The organism is Telmatocola sphagniphila, assembly GCF_018398935.1.
GTDB lineage: Bacteria > Planctomycetota > Planctomycetia > Gemmatales > Gemmataceae > Telmatocola > Telmatocola sphagniphila.
Window position 1 is genome coordinate 2,996,309 of sequence record NZ_CP074694.1, and the last position, 18,479, is coordinate 3,014,787.

The window sequence follows — 18,479 nt, forward strand, 5'->3', positions numbered from 1 at the left end:
CTAGCGCCGCCAACCACGGCCACCGCTGCGGAATCCACCCCGGTAGCCGGAGCGATAAAAATTATTATACCCCCAACGGTAACTGGGCCTATAACCCCAGTTATAATATCCACCGTTTCCTATTCCGATGGAAAAATTGGGGCCACTATAGTAGAGTCCGGGATAACTACTATAAGAATAGTAGTTATAGGGCTGATAATAGGGCGTAGAGTAGGAATATCCGTAGGTTCCAGGATCATACGTAGTAACAATCTGGGCTTTGGCCTGAGAGCCGGTCAATAGCAGCACAGCGATTCCGGCGACTAAAACATTTTGAATCCTCATGGTGATTCTCCTTATCAAAAGCCATTTGATACAGAAAGATTAAACCGCAATCCGAATGCCAACGATCATACTGGTTAAATTTTTCTGGTTCTTCCGAGACACTTTTGACATGCCTGGTGCGCGAAGGTGAGAATTCGAGTTCTCTTTGTTCGTGCAATCACTGACTAAATGAGTGATTTTCAACAATTCACCTTTTGACGGCACATAAGTTGCCTGTTTGCGATGATTCTAGCTCGAAATTTATTGAGGTTTATTTATGGTGGAATCGGTTCAGGTCCCTATTGCCGAGAAACCATCCAATCTAGTTGACTATCTCTCCGATTACACCCACCCCTTGCGTTTGGATGCCGCGGGCCATGAGAGTTTGTTGCAGAAAATCCGCGAATTGGCTGTCGGTTCGATTGATTCGATTGCACCGAGTTCTCGTTCCGTACTGATACGCTTTCGAGGCAACTGCGCCCGACTTAAAGAGGTGCACCGGGAGCTGGCCCTTAGAGCGGCCTTAGGGGAACAGATTCCTAGTGAATCCGAATGGTTGCTCGACAACTATTACATCATTCAGGAAGTCGTTCGAGAAATTCGCAATGATCTTCCCAAGGGTTACTATCGAGAGTTGCCCGCCCTACTCAGTGGACCTTTTGCAAGACTCCCTCGGATCTGTCCGTTTGCCTTTTCGCTGCTGGCTTATACCGATTCGGCTTTTACGGAGTCCGACATTACGGAAGCCGTGACGGAATACCAACGTGTCGCTCCGCTATCCATCGGTGAAATCTGGGCGATCCCGACGATGTTGAGGCTCGCTCTACTGGAGAATTTGAGGCGAATTGCCGATCAGATTGTTTCGACTATCAAGGAGCACCGCTCCGCGACCGCAGCGGTATTACTCGCGAACAAGGGGAGCCAGCCGCTTCTGCCTACCCAGCCCACGGACGCTTTTGCTGTGGCCTTCTGGGAAGGATTGCGCGACGGCGATAACACGAGTGCAGTCCGAAGCGACTTAGTTCACGATTGGTTATCGGAACACATAGCCGATCCCGGAAAGATTGAACATCGCGAATACTGCCGACAGGCGGCAAATCAAGTTTCCATCGGGAACGCCATCACTAGTCTTCGCTTGCTCGGCGTCATTGACTGGATGAACTTTTTCGAATCGGTCAGCTTAGTTGAGGCCGAGCTTCGCAGAGACCCGGCGGGAATCTACGGCCGACAGGATTTTGGAACGAGAGATCGTTGTCGCCAAGCAGTGGAGAAACTTTCCCGACAATCCAAAATTTCCGAATTGGACATTGTTAAGCGGGCCAATCACCAGGCCGAACTTTCGAAATCGACCTCTCCCCTTCCCAACGCCAGCTTTTTAATCGGAGAGCATCGTCAGGTTTTTGCGCAAAGCCTCAAGCCGATTCCCTTCTGGAAAATGAGCAGGCAGGATTGGCTCCTGGAACATCCCAATTTATTCTTTTTTGGGCTACTCGGTTCGCTGACTGCACTTCTGGTAATTAGTGCGATTGCCCTCTCCGGAGCAAGTTCTATAAGTCTCATCGTTCTGGTGGCATTGGCTGCCTTACTTCCCGCGAGCGAACTGGCTGTCGGCTTTTCCAATTTTTTCATTACTCGTCAGCTTGCCCCTCGAGTGCTACCCAAGCTCGATTTCAAAAATGGAATTGCGAACGGATGCGACACCTTCGTGGTGATCCCGACTCTGCTGACCAGACCGGAACAAGCCGCCGTGCTTTGCGAACGGTTGGAGTTACACTATTTATCCAACTCCGATCCCAAGCTTCGGTTTGCATTGCTTACAGACTTCCCGGATGCAGATGCAGAGCAAACGCCGAGCGACGATCCAAGTCTCCAGACGGCCTTGGAAGGCATTCAGAAATTGAATGAACTGCACGCGGAGGAAAACTCTCCTCGCTTTTTTCTCTTTCACCGTCGAAGGCTTTGGAATCCCTCGCAAAACTGCTGGATGGGGTGGGAACGCAAACGCGGTAAACTCGAAGAATTCAACAGTTTGCTTCGCGGTGATAAGAACACCACCTACTCGATTCAATCTTCTGTCATCGATAAACTGCCGCCGATTCGCTATGTCCTTACACTCGATGGCGACACCGTTCTGCCTCGAGACGCCGCGCGGCAGATGATCGCTACATTGGCCCATCCACTTAATCAGCCGATATTATCGGAAGATAAACGCCGGGTGATTTCCGGTTTTGGACTATTACAACCCCGAGTGAGTTTCCTTTATAAAACCGGATTTCAGTCGTGGTTTGCAAGCCTTTTCGCAGGCTCTGCCGGGATCGATCCTTATTCCGCCGCGGTGTCCGATACGTACATGGATCTTTTTGCCAAGGGAACTTTCACAGGCAAAGGGCTGTACGATATCGATGCTTTTCAAGCGACCTCGGGACAAGCTTTCCCCGAAAATGCCATCTTAAGTCACGATCTGATCGAGTCAAATTATACGCGCTGTGCCCTGGCCACCGATGTCGAAGTCTTCGATGAGTTCCCTTCGCGTTATAACTCGTACGCTCGGCGCGAACATCGATGGATCCGAGGCGACTGGCAATTGCTGCCCTGGTTGAGTCGCCGAGTGCCAACTTCTTCCGGCGAAGCGATCAATATTCTGCCGGCTTTGGAACGCTGGAAGATCATCGATAATTTGCGCCGGAGTCTCGTACCGGCCAGTCTCGTTCTGCTCTTGCTTCTGGCCGCGACCATTCTGCCCGGACAATTTCTTGGCTGGTGTGGCTTTGTTATGATCCTATTCGCGTGGCCAACGATCTTTTATCTGCTCGAAACTGCGTTGTTAAAATTGCATGGCAAATCTTCGAGGAGTTTGATTGCCCGCTTACGGGCCGATCTTCCTTCAACTCTCGGACAATCGGCCCTGCAATTCGCGTTTCTACCCAATCAAGCCTGGGTGGCCATTCATGCAATTGGTACGACGCTTTACCGTCTGAATTTTTCGCGAAAGAAATTACTGGAATGGGAGACCGCCGCAGCGGCAGAAGTCCGTTTGGGAACTCAATTCAAGGCCTTCCTCCACTCCATGTTTCCCGCCGTGATAATATCTCTGGTCTGTTTGCTTCTTGTGGGAATATCCCACTTGAGCAATTTGATTTATTTTGCTCCGATCGGCCTGCTCTGGCTAATGTCACCCCTGATCGCCTGGCGAATCAGCCAACCGCGACAATTTTTGGAAAGAAGCTTAACCGAAGAAGAACGATTGGAACTCCGGCTGGTTTGTCGAAAGACCTGGAATTTCTTCGAAACTTTTGTCGGGGATGCCGATAATCACTTGCCTCCGGACAACTACCAGGAAGATCCTTTGTCGGCAGTGGCCCACCGCACTTCCCCTACGAATATCGGTTTATATCTCCTTTCCGTTCTGGCTGCGCACGATCTGGGATACCTCACCCTGCCTCAGATGCTGGAGCGATTACGCAAAACATTTGCATCGATTCAAAAATTGGAAAAGTATCGCGGCCATCTGTTGAATTGGTACGAAACCACAACGCTAGAGACTTTACAGCCTGGCTACGTCTCCACGGTCGACAGCGGGAATTTATTAGCCTGTCTGCTGACGTTGAAGCAGGGCCTTTTAGAAAAAATGCGAACCCCGCCGCAGTCAACTCCCGAGGGACTACGAGATACCTGCGAACTGTTTCTGAAAGCCCTTTCAGAGCCAGCGCATAACGATCCCAAATTGAAACAGCAGGCTGAGGAGTTGCGAAAAGCACTTTTAACGAAATTTAAACTCACCGAGATTCAATCTTCACTCGTTTCACTGCAATCGAAATCTCTTTCTAGTCATCCTGAGGCGGAAGTTTGGCTTTCTCGACTCTCCCAACAAGTGCAACAACAGTTGCTTTTAGATCAACAGCCTACCGAGCAAAGTGTCGGGTGCCCCAAGGAAATGGCTGAGATCGCTGAAGAGGCCGAGCGATTAGCAAAGGGCATGGATTTTCGATTTCTTTATAATGCCGAGCGGGATCTCTTCAGCATTGGCTATAACTGCAACACGCAAAGATTAGACACTTCACATTACGATTTGCTCGCTTCAGAATCCTGCATCGCCAGTTTTCTGGCGGTCGCTCGCGGTCAAGTCCCCAGAAAGCACTGGTTTCAATTAGGTAGGCTTTCAATGTATGCCGCGGGAGAGACCGGCTTGATCTCCTGGGGTGGTACGATGTTCGAGTATCTGATGCCCCGGATCCTTCTACCGGTACCGCAGGGAGTATTGCTCGATCGGGCACAACGCACGGCCGTCGCCCGACAGATCGAGTTTGGTGCGGAAGAGAAACTACCCTGGGGTGTTTCCGAATCCGGATTTTATCTGCTTGATGCCGGTAAAATCTATCAGTACCAATCGTTCGGGGTTCCTGGTTTGGGTTTAAAAAGGGGCCTGGAAAAAGATCGGGTCGTGGCTCCCTATGCGACTCTGATGGCTGTGGACATCGATCCCCAGAAAGCGATCGCCAACCTGAAGGAGCTGAAAAAGTGGGGCGGCGAGGGCAAATTCGGTTACTACGAAGCATTGGATTTTTCTCCCCAGCGCATCCCGGAGGGGAGTAAATGTCGTGTCGTGAAATCCTATATGGCTCATCATCAGGGTATGGGATTGCTGGCCATTCTGAATCGGTTGACCCAGGGAGCGCTCCGTCGCCGATTCCAGGCGGAACCGGTCGTCCGCTCCGCGGAATTACTACTGCAGGAGCGGATTCCCAACGATTTTCCGATCTTCGAGCCGGAGGTTGCCACCGTCGAGGACCAGCAACTTTCGACCTTCAACGCTCCTTCGCGACGGCGAATCACCACTCCGGATACTCCCGTTCCACGCACGCATCTTTTATCCAACGGCCTTTACACCGTAATGATCACCAACTCCGGCGCGGGTTTCAGCCGCTATGGCGATATAGATATCACTTTCTTCCGCGCCGATCGGACGACCGACGACTGCGGACAGGTTATCTATTTGCGTGACCGCCGTTCCGGAAAAATCTGGTCCGTGGGCTATCAGCCGATCCGCAAAAAAACGTCCCATTATGAAGTCATCTTTTCGCTCGATAAGGCTGATATCCGCCAGTTTGATGACGGCATTGAGACGCATCTGGAAATCACCGTTCCCCCCGATCAGAACGTCGAGATTCGGCGACTATCGATAGCCAATCAATCGGCCCGGCAAGTCCGGTTGGATGCTACCAGCTATGCCGAGATTGTGCTCAATGATCATCGCGCTGACATGGCTCACCCGGTCTTTGGAAAGCTATTTCTGGAAACGGAATGGGTCCCGCAATACTGTGCCCTTCTATGCCAACGCCGGCCCCGTACTCCCAACCAGAAGACGGGCTGGGCCATGCACTTGCTGGTATGCGACTCCGGCGCGGGTTCTCTCTCCTGGGATACCGACCGTCGCAAGTTTCTCGGTCGAAGACGCTCCACAACCGACGCCATTTCACTCGAGCCGGATTGGGAGGCACTCTCGGAGACTGCGGGCCCTGTACTCGACCCGATATTTTCGATCCGCCGGGAAGTTCGTTTGAAACCCGGGGAAAAGAAGACCCTCACCTTCGTGACCGGCTGGGCCGATTCGCGCGAAGCGGCTCTCACGCTCGCGGAACACTACCATTCCATGGCCTCCATCACGCGAGCCTTTGAACTCTCCTGGGCTCACTCGCGAATTGAACTGCAGCACAGTCAGCTTCGAGCCGAGGACGTTCATCTCTTCCAGCGCCTGGCAGGGCACTTAATTTATCCTGTCAGCCCGCTCCGCGCAAAATCTGAACTCATGATTACCAATCGCGAAGGCCAATCGGGGCTCTGGCGATTTGGTATTTCCGGCGATCTGCCAATTCTGCTTCTGCAGCTCCACTCTCCCGCGGGGATGCCTATTGTTCGGCAACTTCTGCAGGCCCATTCGTTCTGGAACTCCAAAGGCTTGCGAATAGATCTTTTAATCTTCTGCGAAACGGCCAGCGGCTATCAGGATGATCTTTATTCGGAGGCAGTCAGTACTACCCGATCTATTGGGCTGGGGGACCGTATTGATCAACCGGCTGGTATTTTCATCCGTAAAGCGGCTCAAATGTCTCAGACGGATCGGACTCTACTGCTGACTTCCGCGCGGGTCGTTCTCAACGATGAAATTGGTCCGCTGGCCGAACAGATTGACAATCCGGAACCTATTAAGCCGTTGCCGCCCAAGGCTTACTTTCCGCTGGCAGCCCCCAACCGCTACGGCGTTGTGGAATTGCCGCGTAAAATTCAATTTGGGAATGAAACGGGATGCTTCACTGGCGATGGGTTGGAATATCTCATCGCGCCGCGGGATGCTTCGCGTATTCCAACACTCCCCTGGAGTAACGTGATTGCCAATCCGAACGCGGGATTTCTCGTCACAGATTCCGGGAGTGGCTTCGCCTGGGCGGGTAACAGCCAGGCCAATCGGTTAACGCCCTGGAGTAACGATCCCGTCTCCGATCCCCCGGGAGAAATCATTTATCTACAATCGCAAAGCACAGGAAATATCTGGTGCCCTACTCCCCTTCCGATCCGTGATGGGGGTAACATCCTCGTCCGACATGGCCAGGGCTACTCCGCATTCGAGCGTGTGGTCAACGATGTCAGCCACGAATTGACCCTGTTCGTACCCAAAAGCGATCCAGTCAAAATCAGCGTGTTGAAGCTGATTAATCAAGGGAATCGACCCGTTAAATTGAATGTCGTTTACTATCTTGAGTGGGTGCTGGGAACGAATCGCGAAATTACTACCCCCTATATCATTTGCGAGCAGGATCCCGAAACCCAGGCTCTCTTCGCACGCAATGCTTTCACGGCCCATAACCAGGACCGGCTCGCCTTCGCGGCCTCGAATATGAAGGAACTATCGTTCACCGCCGATCGCACGGAATTTCTGGGGCGTAATGGCAGCGTGACTAACCCGATCTCCTTTCAACGAGAAAATCTCTCCGGACGAACCGGGCCCGGTCTCGATCCCTGCGCGGCCTTAAGAGGATCGGTAACTCTTGAGCCGAAAGGGGAGCAGGAAATCATCTTCCTGCTCGGCGAAGTGCAAGGCGAAAGCGAAGCCCGGAAAATCATTCAGAAATACCTCGACTCGGCTACCGCAGAACAAAGCCTGGAAGAAGTGGTTTCCCAATGGGATGACATCTGCGGTAAAATTCAGGTCCAGACGCCCGATCCGGCTTTCGATCTAATGATGAATCGTTGGTTAATTTACCAGACGCTCAGCTGTCGTTTTTGGGCCCGTTCGGCATTTTATCAGTCGGGCGGCGCGTACGGTTTCCGGGATCAACTGCAGGATGTTGTCGCCCTGATTCACTCCGCTCCGGAAATTACGAGAGCTCACATTCTCAAGGCCGCCAGCCGGCAGTTTGTGGAAGGGGATGTTCAGCACTGGTGGCACGAACCCCAAGGCAATGGAGTTCGAACAACCTTCAGCGACGACTTTCTCTGGCTCGTCTACGTCAGCTGTCACTATGCCACTGTCACGGGGGATTTATCCCTGTTTCAGGAGGAAATATCATTCCTTCGCTCACCGGTGTTGAGCGAAACCGAACACGAGCGCTATGAAGTTCCCGAGAAATCGGATGAAAGCGCGCCGCTCTACGAGCACTGCAAACGGGCATTGGAGCATGGCTGGAAACTCGGCTCTCACGGGCTGCCGCTGATGGGCTGTGGCGATTGGAACGATGGGATGAGTTCCGTCGGCGTTAAAGGCAAGGGAGAAAGCATTTGGGTCGCCTGGTTTCAGATTTACTGCCACCGGGAATTCGCAAGGATTGCGGACCTTTGCGGGGATACCGAGACGGCCAAGTTAAGTCGCCAGCGAATGTCCCAGTTGCAGGCGGCCGTGGAGTCTCAAGGATACGATGGCGACTGGTACCTGCGAGCCTATTTCGACGATGGTACAGCCCTCGGCTCCCATAAGAACGACGAGTGTCAACTCGATTCCATCGTACAATCCTGGGCCGTGATTAGTGAAGCGGCCGATAAGGAAAGGGCCGAAAAGGGTATGGCCGCCGTACTAGCGCAGTTGGTCCGGTTATCGGATCGCTTGGTAGAACTTTTCAAACCCCCCTTCGATAGGGGACCACTCCAACCGGGCTATATCAAGGGATACGTTCCCGGCGTTCGAGAAAATGGCGGCCAGTACAATCACGCGGTAACCTGGGTGATCAAGGCCTTGGCCAAGCTGAGACGCAACAAGGACGCATACGATATTTTCAACCTATTGAACCCGGTGCGTTCCACGACCACACCCGAAGCTGTAACACGTTACGGAGGAGAGCCTTATGTCATCGCTGCGGACGTCTACAGCTGTCCGCCTCACGTGGGGCGAGTCGGCTGGACTTGGTACACCGGTTCGGCAGCCTGGTATTATCGAGTCGGTTTGGAAGACATACTGGGATTGAATCGCACGGGAGACGAACTTCGCCTGAATCCTTGCTTACCCGAGGATTGGCCAGAGGTTTCGATCAGCTATTATTTTGGCAAAACGCTCTATCGAATTCAGATCGACAATCGCAATCATCAGCCCGGAAGTACAGTACGACTTTCGCTGGATGGTCTTGAGCTGCCGGAGTTGACAATACCACTTCGGGAAGATGGCGAGACTCATGAAGTGCTCCTCAGTTATCGCAAGGCGATTGCAAAACAGGAGACCGTGGGAGTTGGAAGTTTCAAATCGCCCAGCGTGAAGCTCCAATAGCTTTGGTAAGCATTTGCAGCAGCGGCGGCATTGAAATTGCATGCAAGTACCTTATCCAAAACTTTCTGAAAGCTACTTCAATTTTCAGAATCTGCTATTGCATGCAATTTAGGAGTCGACCATGAGCAAAATCACGATGCACGAAACCACTTCTCGGATAAAAGTGGAAAATCGGGAAGAGCTGATCGAGTTGCTGAATCAGCAACTGGCGAATCTTTCCGATCTCTATTCCCAGACGAAATTCGCACACTGGAACGTTAAGGGAGCCAATTTCATTGCCGTGCACAAGCTATTCGACAAACTGGCTGAAGAAGTCGAAGACGCCATCGATGAAGTCGCCGAACGAGCCGCGGCCTTAGGGGGCTTGGCCAAAGGCACTTCTCGCATGGTTGCGGAATTCTCCCAACTAGGCGAATTTCCAGAAGGAACCACCGATTGTATGTCGGTTCTGGAAGTTGTTTCCGAGGCCTATGCGAATGTGGGAAACCGTATGCGCGAGGCTGTTACCCAAGCCGATGAATTGAAGGATGCCAACACAACCGACCTGTTAACACAAGTCTCGCGAATGCTGGACGAATCCCTGTATTTCCTGGAATCTCATGGCGTATGAACTCATTTCAAAGCATTGGCACACAAAGTGCGATTTAAGTAATATCTTCGACAAAACGAATTGTTCGAATTTCAGGAGAATAAAGATGTCTGAGACAACTCATCGCATTAAAGAGAAGATCACGGAAGCGGCCAACAAGGCGAAGGAATTGGGTCGTGAAGCCGTGGATACCAGTGTGGAAGTAGGCGAAAAGATCGGCGACAGAGCGGAAGAGCTTGCCGAAAAAGCAAAGCATCGCGCTCAGGAAGCGACCCACAAAGTGGGTGAGCACATCGAAGAAAGCGGTAAAAAAATCAAAAAGTCCGGATCTTGATCCTAGACTCCAGGCAAATTAATTTTTACTCTCCAGGGGTTGGGCTTGAGGGTTTGAACGTCGGTTTCTTCAAAGGAAACCGATTTTCAGATTCTTAAGTTCAACCCTTTATTCTTTTGAGGAATCTCGCCATGCCAACCGCAACGATTAAAGAACGAAACTTGCAGATCGCTTACCAGGACCTGGGAAGCGGAATTCCCCTCGTATTGCTTCATGCGTTCCCGCTCGATAGCGAGATGTGGTTCTACCAGTTGGAGGATCTATCGCGGGATTTTCGGGTAATCGCGCCCGATCTTCCGGGTTTTGGTAACTCCGACGATCCTACATCCGCTGCGACCGTAGATGTGACCGCGGATCTGATCGCCGATTTTCTGGATGTGATCGATGTAAAGGGGACCATTAATTTGTGCGGCATTTCCATGGGAGGTTACATAGCCTTGGCATTCGCACGCCGTCAACCTCAACGCTTGCATACCCTGATTTTAGTGGATACCAAAGCGGAGGCGGACGACGAAAAAGCTTTGGCCAATCGAACTAAAATGGCCGAACTCGCCCGGGAGCAAGGTCCTTCGGCAGTGATCTCCACCATGCTTCCCAATCTGTTGGGAAAGTCGACGCAAGAGGAAAATAAAATGGTCGTCGACAAGATTCAAGCAATCGGAAAGAGACAGAAAACTTCGGCGATAGTACGCGGATTGCAAATGCTGCGCGAACGGCCAGATGCCAATCCCGAGTTATCGCGCATCACCGTGCCCACGCTTGTAATGGTGGGCGACCAGGATGTCATAACTCCTCAGCACTGTTCGCAAAACTTGGTCGATAAAATCGAATTGGCAAAATTGGATCTTATACCGAATGCGGGACATCTCTGCCCGGTGGAGGCACCGCAGGACTTTAATGCAGCGATACGGGAGTTTCTAAAACGCAGACTTTAATTTCTTAACATTTGGCACAATGATTGCCCTGTTAGACTTTCAACTTGAAACAAGTTGAATTTTAAAGTCACCCCACACCTGCTATGGAGTCAAAAATGAAGGTAATTTATTCTGCTATCGCTTTGGCCAGTTTGTCGGTACTACCTCTGGCTTGTAATGAAAGTCAAAAAGGGGGCGTTGTAAACAGCAATCGCGAAGGAACGGGAACCCGCGAAACTTTTACGATTAAAGCTCCTTCGGGAACCACCTCAATCAAGCAAGGCGACAAGCAAACCGTAAAGATCAGCCTGGATCGGGCTTCGAACTTCAAACAGAGCGTCAAGCTCGAAGCAACTGCACCCAAAGGCATTAAAGTGGAGCCGAGCTCCATCACGATTCAGGCCTCCGACGGTGCGGAAACCAGTGTGGCAATCGAAGTGGATCGCGATGCCGCTTTAGGCGAACAGATCGTTAAGATTACTGGTACACCCGCTAGTGGTGCGGCTACCTCGGTAGATGTGAAAATCAAAGTAGAAGAAAACAAGAAGTAATCACTCTATCCGTCCGACTCCAAACCGGACGGTGATGTCCTTGCGTTTAAATGTGTCGATCTTTTTAATACGGATTCCCACTCGGAGGGGATTTACCATGTTACATTATGCATTACTATTTCTGATTTTAGCTCTCGTAGCCGGAGCCTTCGGTTTTGGATTGGTTGCAGGTACGGCGATCGTGGCGGCGAAATATCTCTTCTTCGCATTCCTGGTTCTGGCCGTGATCTCGCTGCTGACTGGCCGAAGCACTCGGGCTATTGATTAAATCTGTGTGACCGCTTATATCCGAGGATTGCGATTGACTAATTCCAATCCTCATTCATTATCCATTTCTATACAATTTCGCTCCTCCATTTTTTATATCGCAACACTATTTTCTCTACCGGCATGAGTCTTGCATATTATCTTCTATTCAACGACATAGGAGGTACTCATGTCACGCATACAAGACACGAATGGCGTCATTACTAAAGATATAACAGATCAACCGACGCTTACGGAATTAGTATCTGGAATCGTACAAGACACGCAAACTCTCTTCCGGCAGCAATTCGAAATGTTGCGAGCCGAGCTCAGAACTGAAGTCACTAAAGCGACTAACGCCGCTCAGTATATTGGAATAGGTTCTGGCATATTTATCCTAGGCTCGATCGCATTCGTTTTCGGAATCGCCTACTTGATCAATGCCCTGATTCCTCAAATTCCGCTTTGGGGTTCGTTTGGCATCGTCGGAATCGCTTTGATGATCGGCGGTTGCCTGGCATTTGAATTAGGACGCAGGTCCTTGAAATCCGTATCCACCGTGCCCGATAAAACTCTAAATGCTCTTCAGGAGAATGTCACATGGCTGACGAAACACCAGAATTAATCGAGTCTCAAATGGAAATGACCCGCGCATCCATTACCGATAAAGTCGCTGCTCTCGAACAGACGGTTAAAGGGACCTTAGAATCCGCGACGACTGCGGTGCAGGATACCGTTCACACGATTGAAGATTCAGTGAGCACGGCTGCCGAAGCCATTCGCGATTCTCTGGATCCCAGACCGTATATTCAGGAGCATCCCTGGTCTTCTGTGGGAACCGCCGCCGCTCTAGGCTTCATTACCGCGTTGTGCGTTTTTCGCGGGAAGCGACCGGTAGCCCAGTCGAATCCACCGCAGACTTACACTCGGCCCTCCGCAGTCCGATCCGAAACTGTGGAATCCGCGCCCGCTCCACGGCATCAAAACATCGTTCTGGAACGCTTATGGGAGCGAGTGAATACGGAGATTGAAAAAATAACGGACAAAGCGATCTCTACGCTTTCGGGAACGCTGCAAAAGGCCATTGATGACGGAGTTCCCCGCGTTGTCGACAAACTCGTCGAAACAACGCTGCCCGAAACTTCCCATGCTTACGGCACGAATGGATTTGGCCGACGGGTCAATTTTTAACAGGCGAATTTTACCAGAACTGCTCACTATCCCAATATGAATCCTAACGTCTACAAACCCGACTGGCAGAGAGCGATCATCACCCTCTCTGCCGTCGTTACCATATTTTTCGCGGCCCTGCTACTTTACTGGGCTCGCGCTATTTTCATTCCCCTGGCTTTGGCGATCTTTCTCGCCTTTGTCCTGGCCCCGGTGGTGAACCATTTTCAACAATTTAAACTATTTCACTACTGGAAATTGGGGCGTCCGATATCGGTCATCATTGTCGTCAGTGCCGCTGTGCTGATCTCCACCTCCACCCTCTGGCTGGTCGGTCGGGAAATTGCCAGCTTGACTTCGACTCTTCCGCAGAATTCCGCCAAGATCAAGGAAAAGGTCGTCAAAATACGGAATTGGATAAGCCCTTCGGAAAGCGGCAATCTTGCAAAAATGTTCGATGAACTTCAGCAGACGATTTTGCCCGAAAGTAAGCCGGATATCCAGAATGCGGAAACCACAGGCGACCCGGGTAGTTTGCCTCCGACGGTCGTCATCGAACCTCGAAGCCCGACTTGGGCGGGACGCATTGAAGCTTTTATTTCTCCGGGTCTAGCTCTGCTTGGGCAACTGGCATTCTCGTTCGTGCTGGTGATTTTCATGCTCCTCAAACGTGAGGATCTGAGAAATCGCATGATCCGACTGGTGGGCAACGGCCGAGTCACCACGGTGACCAAAGCGCTCGACGATGCCTCTCAGCGAGTCAGCCGGTATTTACTGATGCAGTTGATCATCAATGTGGCCTTCGGCATTACCATCTTTCTTGCGATGCTGTTTCTCGGGGTCGAGTACGCAATGCTCTGGGGTTTTATCTCGATTCTATTAAGATACGTTCCCTATATTGGAACCTGGATTGGCCTTGCTCTGGTCGCTGTGTTTTCATTCGCCATCTCGGACAGCTTCAGTCAACCGATTTCTGTGATCGTTACTTATGCCACTCTAGAACTGATCACTGGAAATGTGCTCGAGCCTCGACTCTTCGGACATAGCCTGGGCATTTCCGAGGTCGCTCAATTAGTCGCCGCCGCTTTCTGGTCTTTTTTGTGGGGCCCTATCGGCCTGGTTCTTTCAGGACCATTGACTACCTGTCTGCTCGTTCTGGGAAAGTACGTTCCTCAAGCGAAGTTTCTCGATATCTTGTTGGGCGATGAACCGGCGCTGGAACCCCGGGTGGCCTTCTATCAGCGGCTGGCGGCGCGAGATCAGGATGAAGCGGCGGAAATCATTATCAAAGAATCGAAAACCAAGAGTCCGGGCGAAGTGTTCGATGAAGTATTTATCCCGGCTCTGAGTTATGCCCGCCGCGATGAAGATCTCGGGGAGTATTCCGAAGTTGAGATGAAAGGGATGATCCATCTGGCGCATGAAATTATTGAAGACTTTCTGGAAGCGCCTTCCTCGGGGCTGAGTAGTACGGAGCTTCCCTCGGAATCCGAGCCTCACGACTCCTCCCAGAGAGTGCCGATTTTCTTATGCCCTGCCCGTGATGAGATTGATCTTTTAGGAGCGGAAATTCTTTCCAAAATGCTCGATCCCAAGCAATGGGAAGCGGATATCACGGCGGATGTGACATTGACTTCCGAACTATTGGAAGCGATCCAGGAAAAGTCCCCACTGGCGATCTGCATTGTTTCAATTCCGCCCGGCGGAATCAGCCACATTCGATACCTATGCAAACGCATACGTGGCCGGTTTCCTGACGTCAAGATTCTCGTCAGCATCTGGGGACTGGCGGATGACGTAACCGCTCAAGAAAAGCAGTTGATTGAAGCGGGAGCCGATCATGTGGAAACTACCTTGAAATCGATGCAGCAATTATTGGGGAGTTGGCAAACGGCGTTGGTCGCTTCGATGACTTTCGAAACGCGCTGATCGCTTTTCTTGGCACGTTATATGCAAATATAAATTTCATGCGGTTGAACATAAGCTTCAACTGAGATTAACTGTAAGGAGATTCACCATGACAGATATTAAAGATCGCATGCGACATGGGATCGATAATGCGGCCGATAAGGCAAAGCAGATGACCGATAAAACGGCCAACGCTGCGGAAGCCGGTAAAGACCGAGCTGAAGGTTTTATAGATCAGGCAAAGGGTGTCGTAAACCAAGTGGCCGACAAGGTTCAAGATAATGTCAAGGGCGCTATCGATGCGGTGGATCATGCCGCCCACCAGGCTCGCGATAAAGCTCGCGACTTGGTTCACAGCGCCACCGACAATGCCACGCAAGCCGCGGACAAAGTCCAGAAATGGGCTGGGGACGCTTACGATGCCACAGCCGATACGGTTTCGGATTTCGGCAAAGAAGTCAGTACCATGGTTCGTAAATACCCCGTACAGGCCCTACTGCTCGGCTTCGGTGTCGGTATGCTGGTCGGCCGTTCGGTTCGTGCGTGATTGAGTTTCGAATACAACAGATTAAATGAGAGGACCGATAGGATCGGTCCTCTTTTTTTTGGGGGAAGGCGGAGTTCAATTTCCAACAAATCAGACCCAGAGCATGGATTCTACGAACATACCCGGGCCGAAGCCCAGTGCCAAACAAGGGCGAGGAGCATTTCGCAACCGATGCAATCGGAGAAGGAAGAGAACCGTCGCACTCGACATATTCCCATACTGCGATAAGACTTCTCGCGAAACGGCAATCTCATCCTCCCCCAATCCCAATACTTCACAAATCCCATTGAGAATCTTTGGTCCGCCAGGGTGGATCGCCCAGGATCTTATATCGGCTTGATTGAGATGCTGCGACTTAAGCCAACTTTCCAACCAGCCTGTCAAGTATTTGGCGATCATATTGGGAATCTTCGGGGAGAGTTCCATTTCAAATCCGTAATCGCCAATGCTCCAGGACATGGCGTCTTCCGAATCCGGCAACATGCAAGAACCTGTGGTCTTAAGTTCCCAGTTAGAACCGATTCCTGCAGCGGGGGATCGACCGACCAGAGCCGCTGCCCCGTCGGCGAACAGTGCATTTCCCACCAACCGGCGCATCTCCCGCCCATAATGGTAGTGAACTGAACAAACTTCCACGGCCACCATCAAAACAACGGCTTTTGGATCGGACCCGGTGAAAGCTTTGGCGACGCGCAAGCCATTGAAGGCACCTTGACAGCCCATAAATCCCACCTGAGTCCTGGCAACGTCGGAGTTAAGTTTCAACTGCTCGATTAACCAGCAATCGAGGCCGGGTGAACGAAAACCAGTGCAGGTCACCAGTACGAGATGCGTAATTTCTTCAGGCTCGACACGAGCATCGGACAAGGCTTCTTTCGCGGCCGCAAGAGACATCGGCGCGGCAATCTCCCAATACACTTTCATGCGCTGCGCGGTGCTGGGCCCATGAAAATCTTCCGGCCCCTTGAGTAAAAACGGCGATCCCGTCTCCCGAGTTCCCTGTTCGATATCTCGAACCACGGCTTCGGAAACGCAGATGGTTCGCTTCTGGATTCCCGCGTGCCTGTAAATATCTTGGATCCAACCATCGGTATCGGGTCGGCGATTGTTGATGGCCTGGGCTAGTGAGGAGGCTTTCTCTTGGGAGAGTGGATACGGGGTCCCCGAAATTCCGAGACCACACAACTGAAAACTCATGAACCATCCTTAATTCGAACCAACGGGGTGCAGTTGCCTCACTATTCGCGCGGCAATTCCGGGAACAATCTTCGATATTCCCACCAGGCCGGAGACACAGACCGGCGATCTCAAGAGCTTCGCTGCGAGACGGCATTTTCTCTGAGAATCAGCGATTTTTTCTCGGTAGATTCGGTTCCAGGCAACGCGATGCTCCGGCAACCACGGGGTAATCGCCAGAGGAACTACGGCACAGGCAGCGGTAAGTGCCCAAGCCATACCTTCCCCGGTAAAAGGTTCAATATATCCCGCAGCATCCCCAAGACGAAAAAGTCTTCCTTCCGCGATCTGATTTTTTCGCGTCAACGGCGCTGTCCCCTGCCACTGAGCGTATTCGAGGCTCTCCGGGATCGGCTGTCGAGCGGATCGCAAAAGCTCCATCGCGAATTGTCCCGGTGAACCGAATTCCCGTATCGCACTTCGATCGGCCGCCGCCGCCAGGGCCAGACGACCGTCCTCTAAATGGACAATTCCCAGATAGCCACTCTTACTGACGTTCATCCAAAGCTTGTTCGACTCCGCATATTTCGAACTCGAAGGAAGAATTGTCCCCAACCCAATTCGTGAATTTTCCTGGATCACCGGCTTCCCCGATCGACTGGACAAGCCGTCGCACACCAGGACTAGCCCCGCGGAAATTTGGCGCTTACCCTGAAGATTTTGCAGGTGCACTAGTCGATGATTTGGGAACTCTTCACCCGGTTCGGCGCTGCAGCGATCCTGGAGTACTACTCCGACATCTATCGCGGCTTTCATCAAATCCCAATCCATTCGCTCCCGGGAAATCGAGACTCCTCCGCGTAATGGGAGAGTCACGCTACGTGAACCGATTGACCACTGCAGGGAACGCAATTCCTGGGCGTCGGCGTTTTCTAACAAGTCGTTCAATCCTGCTTTTCGGAGCGCTTCCCGTCCTCGAAAATTCAAACAGCAGCCGCAGACTTTGTGTCTCGGAAACGAATCCCGTTCCACCAGCAGTACCCGAACTCCGCGACGCGCGATTTCCCGAGCGGCCAGACAACCTGCCGGGCCGGCGCCAATTACTACGACCGGCCAATAGTCCGCCAGACTATTCAATCTTCGCGCCTCCAGGTGAGTACCCATCGACAGGGGAATCGCTTTCGGATGATTGCGTTTGGCAATTCCGATTTTCTTGCGAAATCGTTGGCTTCGGTAACGGTGAAAGCCGCCTTCACGGAAAGTTCCCCGTCGTTATGCACTATAGCCGAGCGGGAGAGCATGCGACCCGCCAATTGTACCAGCCGAAGGTTCAGACCACTGCGGTCTAAATCACTTACGATCAAAATTTTTCGAGTCGCTTCTCTCATTTTTCTCAGCAAGTTAACAATCTGGTCCTCCGAAAGATGATGTAGAAACAGCGAGCAGACGACAATATCGAATTGCCCTGGGAGTGGATCGCGCAGTACATCGAAAGAAATAAAATCCGCTTGTAGGTTTAATTCTTTCGCTCGCTTCTGGGCTTCTTCGATCGCCACAGGGCTATAATCCAGGCCAGTTACCTGGGAGGAGTAACCGCTTCGGAGCAATTTACGAGCCAGCGAAATTGGCACATCGCCCGATCCCGTAGCCACATCCAGCATGGTTACGGGTGATCGGGGAAAACGCCCCAGTACCTTTTTGATTTCGGGCCAAATCAAAGAGGCCGCACCGCCAAAGCGATTGAGCCGAGCCAAGCCTCGAAGTGCCTGACGATGCAACACCGGATTGAGATCGGGCTCATCCATCTGCTCGGCGGCCATTTCGCGATCCGGCAGGCGAGGGATCAATCGCATCTTTTCTCACAGTCGATCATTAGGCAAGTTCGGGCCAGGTAACAAGAATTGTAATTGAAAGCAATCATTATGCCACTCATTAGGAAAATGAGTTTTGCACTTGAGTTTAAGGCGAAAATGTTGGACACTCATGTACGAC

Annotated in this window: 13 protein-coding genes; 10 read left to right on the forward strand and 3 right to left on the reverse strand. The window is 51.7% G+C overall.

The window, feature by feature from the left end; all coding sequences use genetic code 11:
* Positions 1–580: 580 nt before the first annotated feature.
* The 10 genes from KIH39_RS11890 (at position 581) to KIH39_RS11935 (ending at position 15,311) form a co-directional block, all read left to right on the forward strand.
* Complete coding sequence (locus KIH39_RS11890; protein ID WP_213499688.1) at positions 581–9,052, forward strand: GH36-type glycosyl hydrolase domain-containing protein; 8,472 nt, start codon at positions 581–583, stop codon at positions 9,050–9,052.
* A gap of 121 nt (positions 9,053–9,173) precedes the next feature.
* Positions 9,174–9,662 carry a DNA starvation/stationary phase protection protein Dps gene (dps, locus tag KIH39_RS11895; RefSeq protein WP_213499690.1) on the forward strand — a complete coding sequence of 163 codons (489 nt, stop codon included), beginning with the start codon at positions 9,174–9,176 and terminating at the stop codon, positions 9,660–9,662.
* Between the two features lie 85 nt (positions 9,663–9,747).
* Positions 9,748–9,975, forward strand: a complete 228-nt coding sequence (locus KIH39_RS11900; RefSeq protein ID WP_213499692.1) for a hypothetical protein — start codon at positions 9,748–9,750, stop codon at positions 9,973–9,975.
* A 131-nt stretch (positions 9,976–10,106) separates the two neighbouring features.
* Entirely contained in the window at positions 10,107–10,910 is an 804-nt protein-coding gene (locus KIH39_RS11905; protein WP_213499694.1) for an alpha/beta fold hydrolase, read from the forward strand.
* A 95-nt stretch (positions 10,911–11,005) separates the two neighbouring features.
* A complete protein-coding gene (locus KIH39_RS11910; protein ID WP_213499696.1) occupies positions 11,006–11,440 on the forward strand; it encodes a hypothetical protein in 435 nt (144 codons plus the stop codon).
* Positions 11,441–11,537: 97 nt separating this feature from the next.
* Positions 11,538–11,708 (forward strand): DUF1328 domain-containing protein, encoded by a 171-nt coding sequence (locus tag KIH39_RS11915; RefSeq protein ID WP_213499698.1) that lies wholly within the window; start codon positions 11,538–11,540, stop codon positions 11,706–11,708.
* 168 nt (positions 11,709–11,876) lie between these two features.
* A complete protein-coding gene (locus KIH39_RS11920; RefSeq protein WP_213499701.1) occupies positions 11,877–12,311 on the forward strand; it encodes a phage holin family protein in 435 nt (144 codons plus the stop codon).
* Complete coding sequence (locus KIH39_RS11925; protein ID WP_213499703.1) at positions 12,287–12,877, forward strand: DUF883 family protein; 591 nt, start codon at positions 12,287–12,289, stop codon at positions 12,875–12,877. The genes KIH39_RS11920 and KIH39_RS11925 overlap by 25 nt, the downstream gene beginning before the upstream one ends.
* A 36-nt stretch (positions 12,878–12,913) precedes the next feature.
* Entirely contained in the window at positions 12,914–14,785 is a 1,872-nt protein-coding gene (locus KIH39_RS11930) for an AI-2E family transporter (RefSeq protein WP_213499705.1), read from the forward strand.
* 88 nt (positions 14,786–14,873) lie between these two features.
* Entirely contained in the window at positions 14,874–15,311 is a 438-nt protein-coding gene (locus KIH39_RS11935; protein WP_213499707.1) for a CsbD family protein, read from the forward strand.
* 90 nt (positions 15,312–15,401) lie between these two features.
* On the opposite strand, the gene KIH39_RS11940 is transcribed toward KIH39_RS11935, so the two are convergent.
* From KIH39_RS11940 to KIH39_RS11950, 3 genes are read right to left on the reverse strand one after another with little or no spacing between them, the layout of a single operon-like run.
* The gene (locus KIH39_RS11940; RefSeq protein ID WP_213499709.1) at positions 15,402–16,508 is read right to left on the reverse strand and encodes a type III polyketide synthase; all 1,107 of its coding nucleotides are present in this window, start codon (positions 16,506–16,508) and stop codon (positions 15,402–15,404) included.
* A 9-nt stretch (positions 16,509–16,517) separates the two neighbouring features.
* Positions 16,518–17,651, reverse strand: coding sequence for an NAD(P)/FAD-dependent oxidoreductase (locus KIH39_RS11945; RefSeq protein ID WP_213499712.1), 1,134 nt, complete (start codon positions 17,649–17,651; stop codon positions 16,518–16,520).
* Positions 17,621–18,340, reverse strand: a complete 720-nt coding sequence (locus KIH39_RS11950) for a methyltransferase domain-containing protein (protein WP_213499713.1) — start codon at positions 18,338–18,340, stop codon at positions 17,621–17,623. The genes KIH39_RS11945 and KIH39_RS11950 overlap by 31 nt, the downstream gene beginning before the upstream one ends.
* Between the last annotated feature and the right edge of the window lie 139 nt (positions 18,341–18,479).

What these genes read in the sequence shown, in the direction of transcription:
- KIH39_RS11890 (WP_213499688.1), top strand. Translation starts at nt 581, where the DNA reads ATGGTGGAATCGGTTCAGGTCCCTATTGCCGAGAAACCATCCAATCTA.
- KIH39_RS11915 (WP_213499698.1), top strand. Translation starts at nt 11,538, where the DNA reads ATGTTACATTATGCATTACTATTTCTGATTTTAGCTCTCGTAGCCGGA.
- dps (WP_213499690.1), top strand. Translation starts at nt 9,174, where the DNA reads ATGAGCAAAATCACGATGCACGAAACCACTTCTCGGATAAAAGTGGAA.
- KIH39_RS11945 (WP_213499712.1), bottom strand. Translation starts at nt 17,651, where the DNA reads ATGGGTACTCACCTGGAGGCGCGAAGATTGAATAGTCTGGCGGACTAT.
- KIH39_RS11920 (WP_213499701.1), top strand. Translation starts at nt 11,877, where the DNA reads ATGTCACGCATACAAGACACGAATGGCGTCATTACTAAAGATATAACA.
- KIH39_RS11905 (WP_213499694.1), top strand. Translation starts at nt 10,107, where the DNA reads ATGCCAACCGCAACGATTAAAGAACGAAACTTGCAGATCGCTTACCAG.
- KIH39_RS11930 (WP_213499705.1), top strand. Translation starts at nt 12,914, where the DNA reads ATGAATCCTAACGTCTACAAACCCGACTGGCAGAGAGCGATCATCACC.
- KIH39_RS11935 (WP_213499707.1), top strand. Translation starts at nt 14,874, where the DNA reads ATGACAGATATTAAAGATCGCATGCGACATGGGATCGATAATGCGGCC.
- KIH39_RS11950 (WP_213499713.1), bottom strand. Translation starts at nt 18,340, where the DNA reads ATGCGATTGATCCCTCGCCTGCCGGATCGCGAAATGGCCGCCGAGCAG.
- KIH39_RS11910 (WP_213499696.1), top strand. Translation starts at nt 11,006, where the DNA reads ATGAAGGTAATTTATTCTGCTATCGCTTTGGCCAGTTTGTCGGTACTA.
- KIH39_RS11900 (WP_213499692.1), top strand. Translation starts at nt 9,748, where the DNA reads ATGTCTGAGACAACTCATCGCATTAAAGAGAAGATCACGGAAGCGGCC.
- KIH39_RS11925 (WP_213499703.1), top strand. Translation starts at nt 12,287, where the DNA reads ATGGCTGACGAAACACCAGAATTAATCGAGTCTCAAATGGAAATGACC.
- KIH39_RS11940 (WP_213499709.1), bottom strand. Translation starts at nt 16,508, where the DNA reads ATGAGTTTTCAGTTGTGTGGTCTCGGAATTTCGGGGACCCCGTATCCA.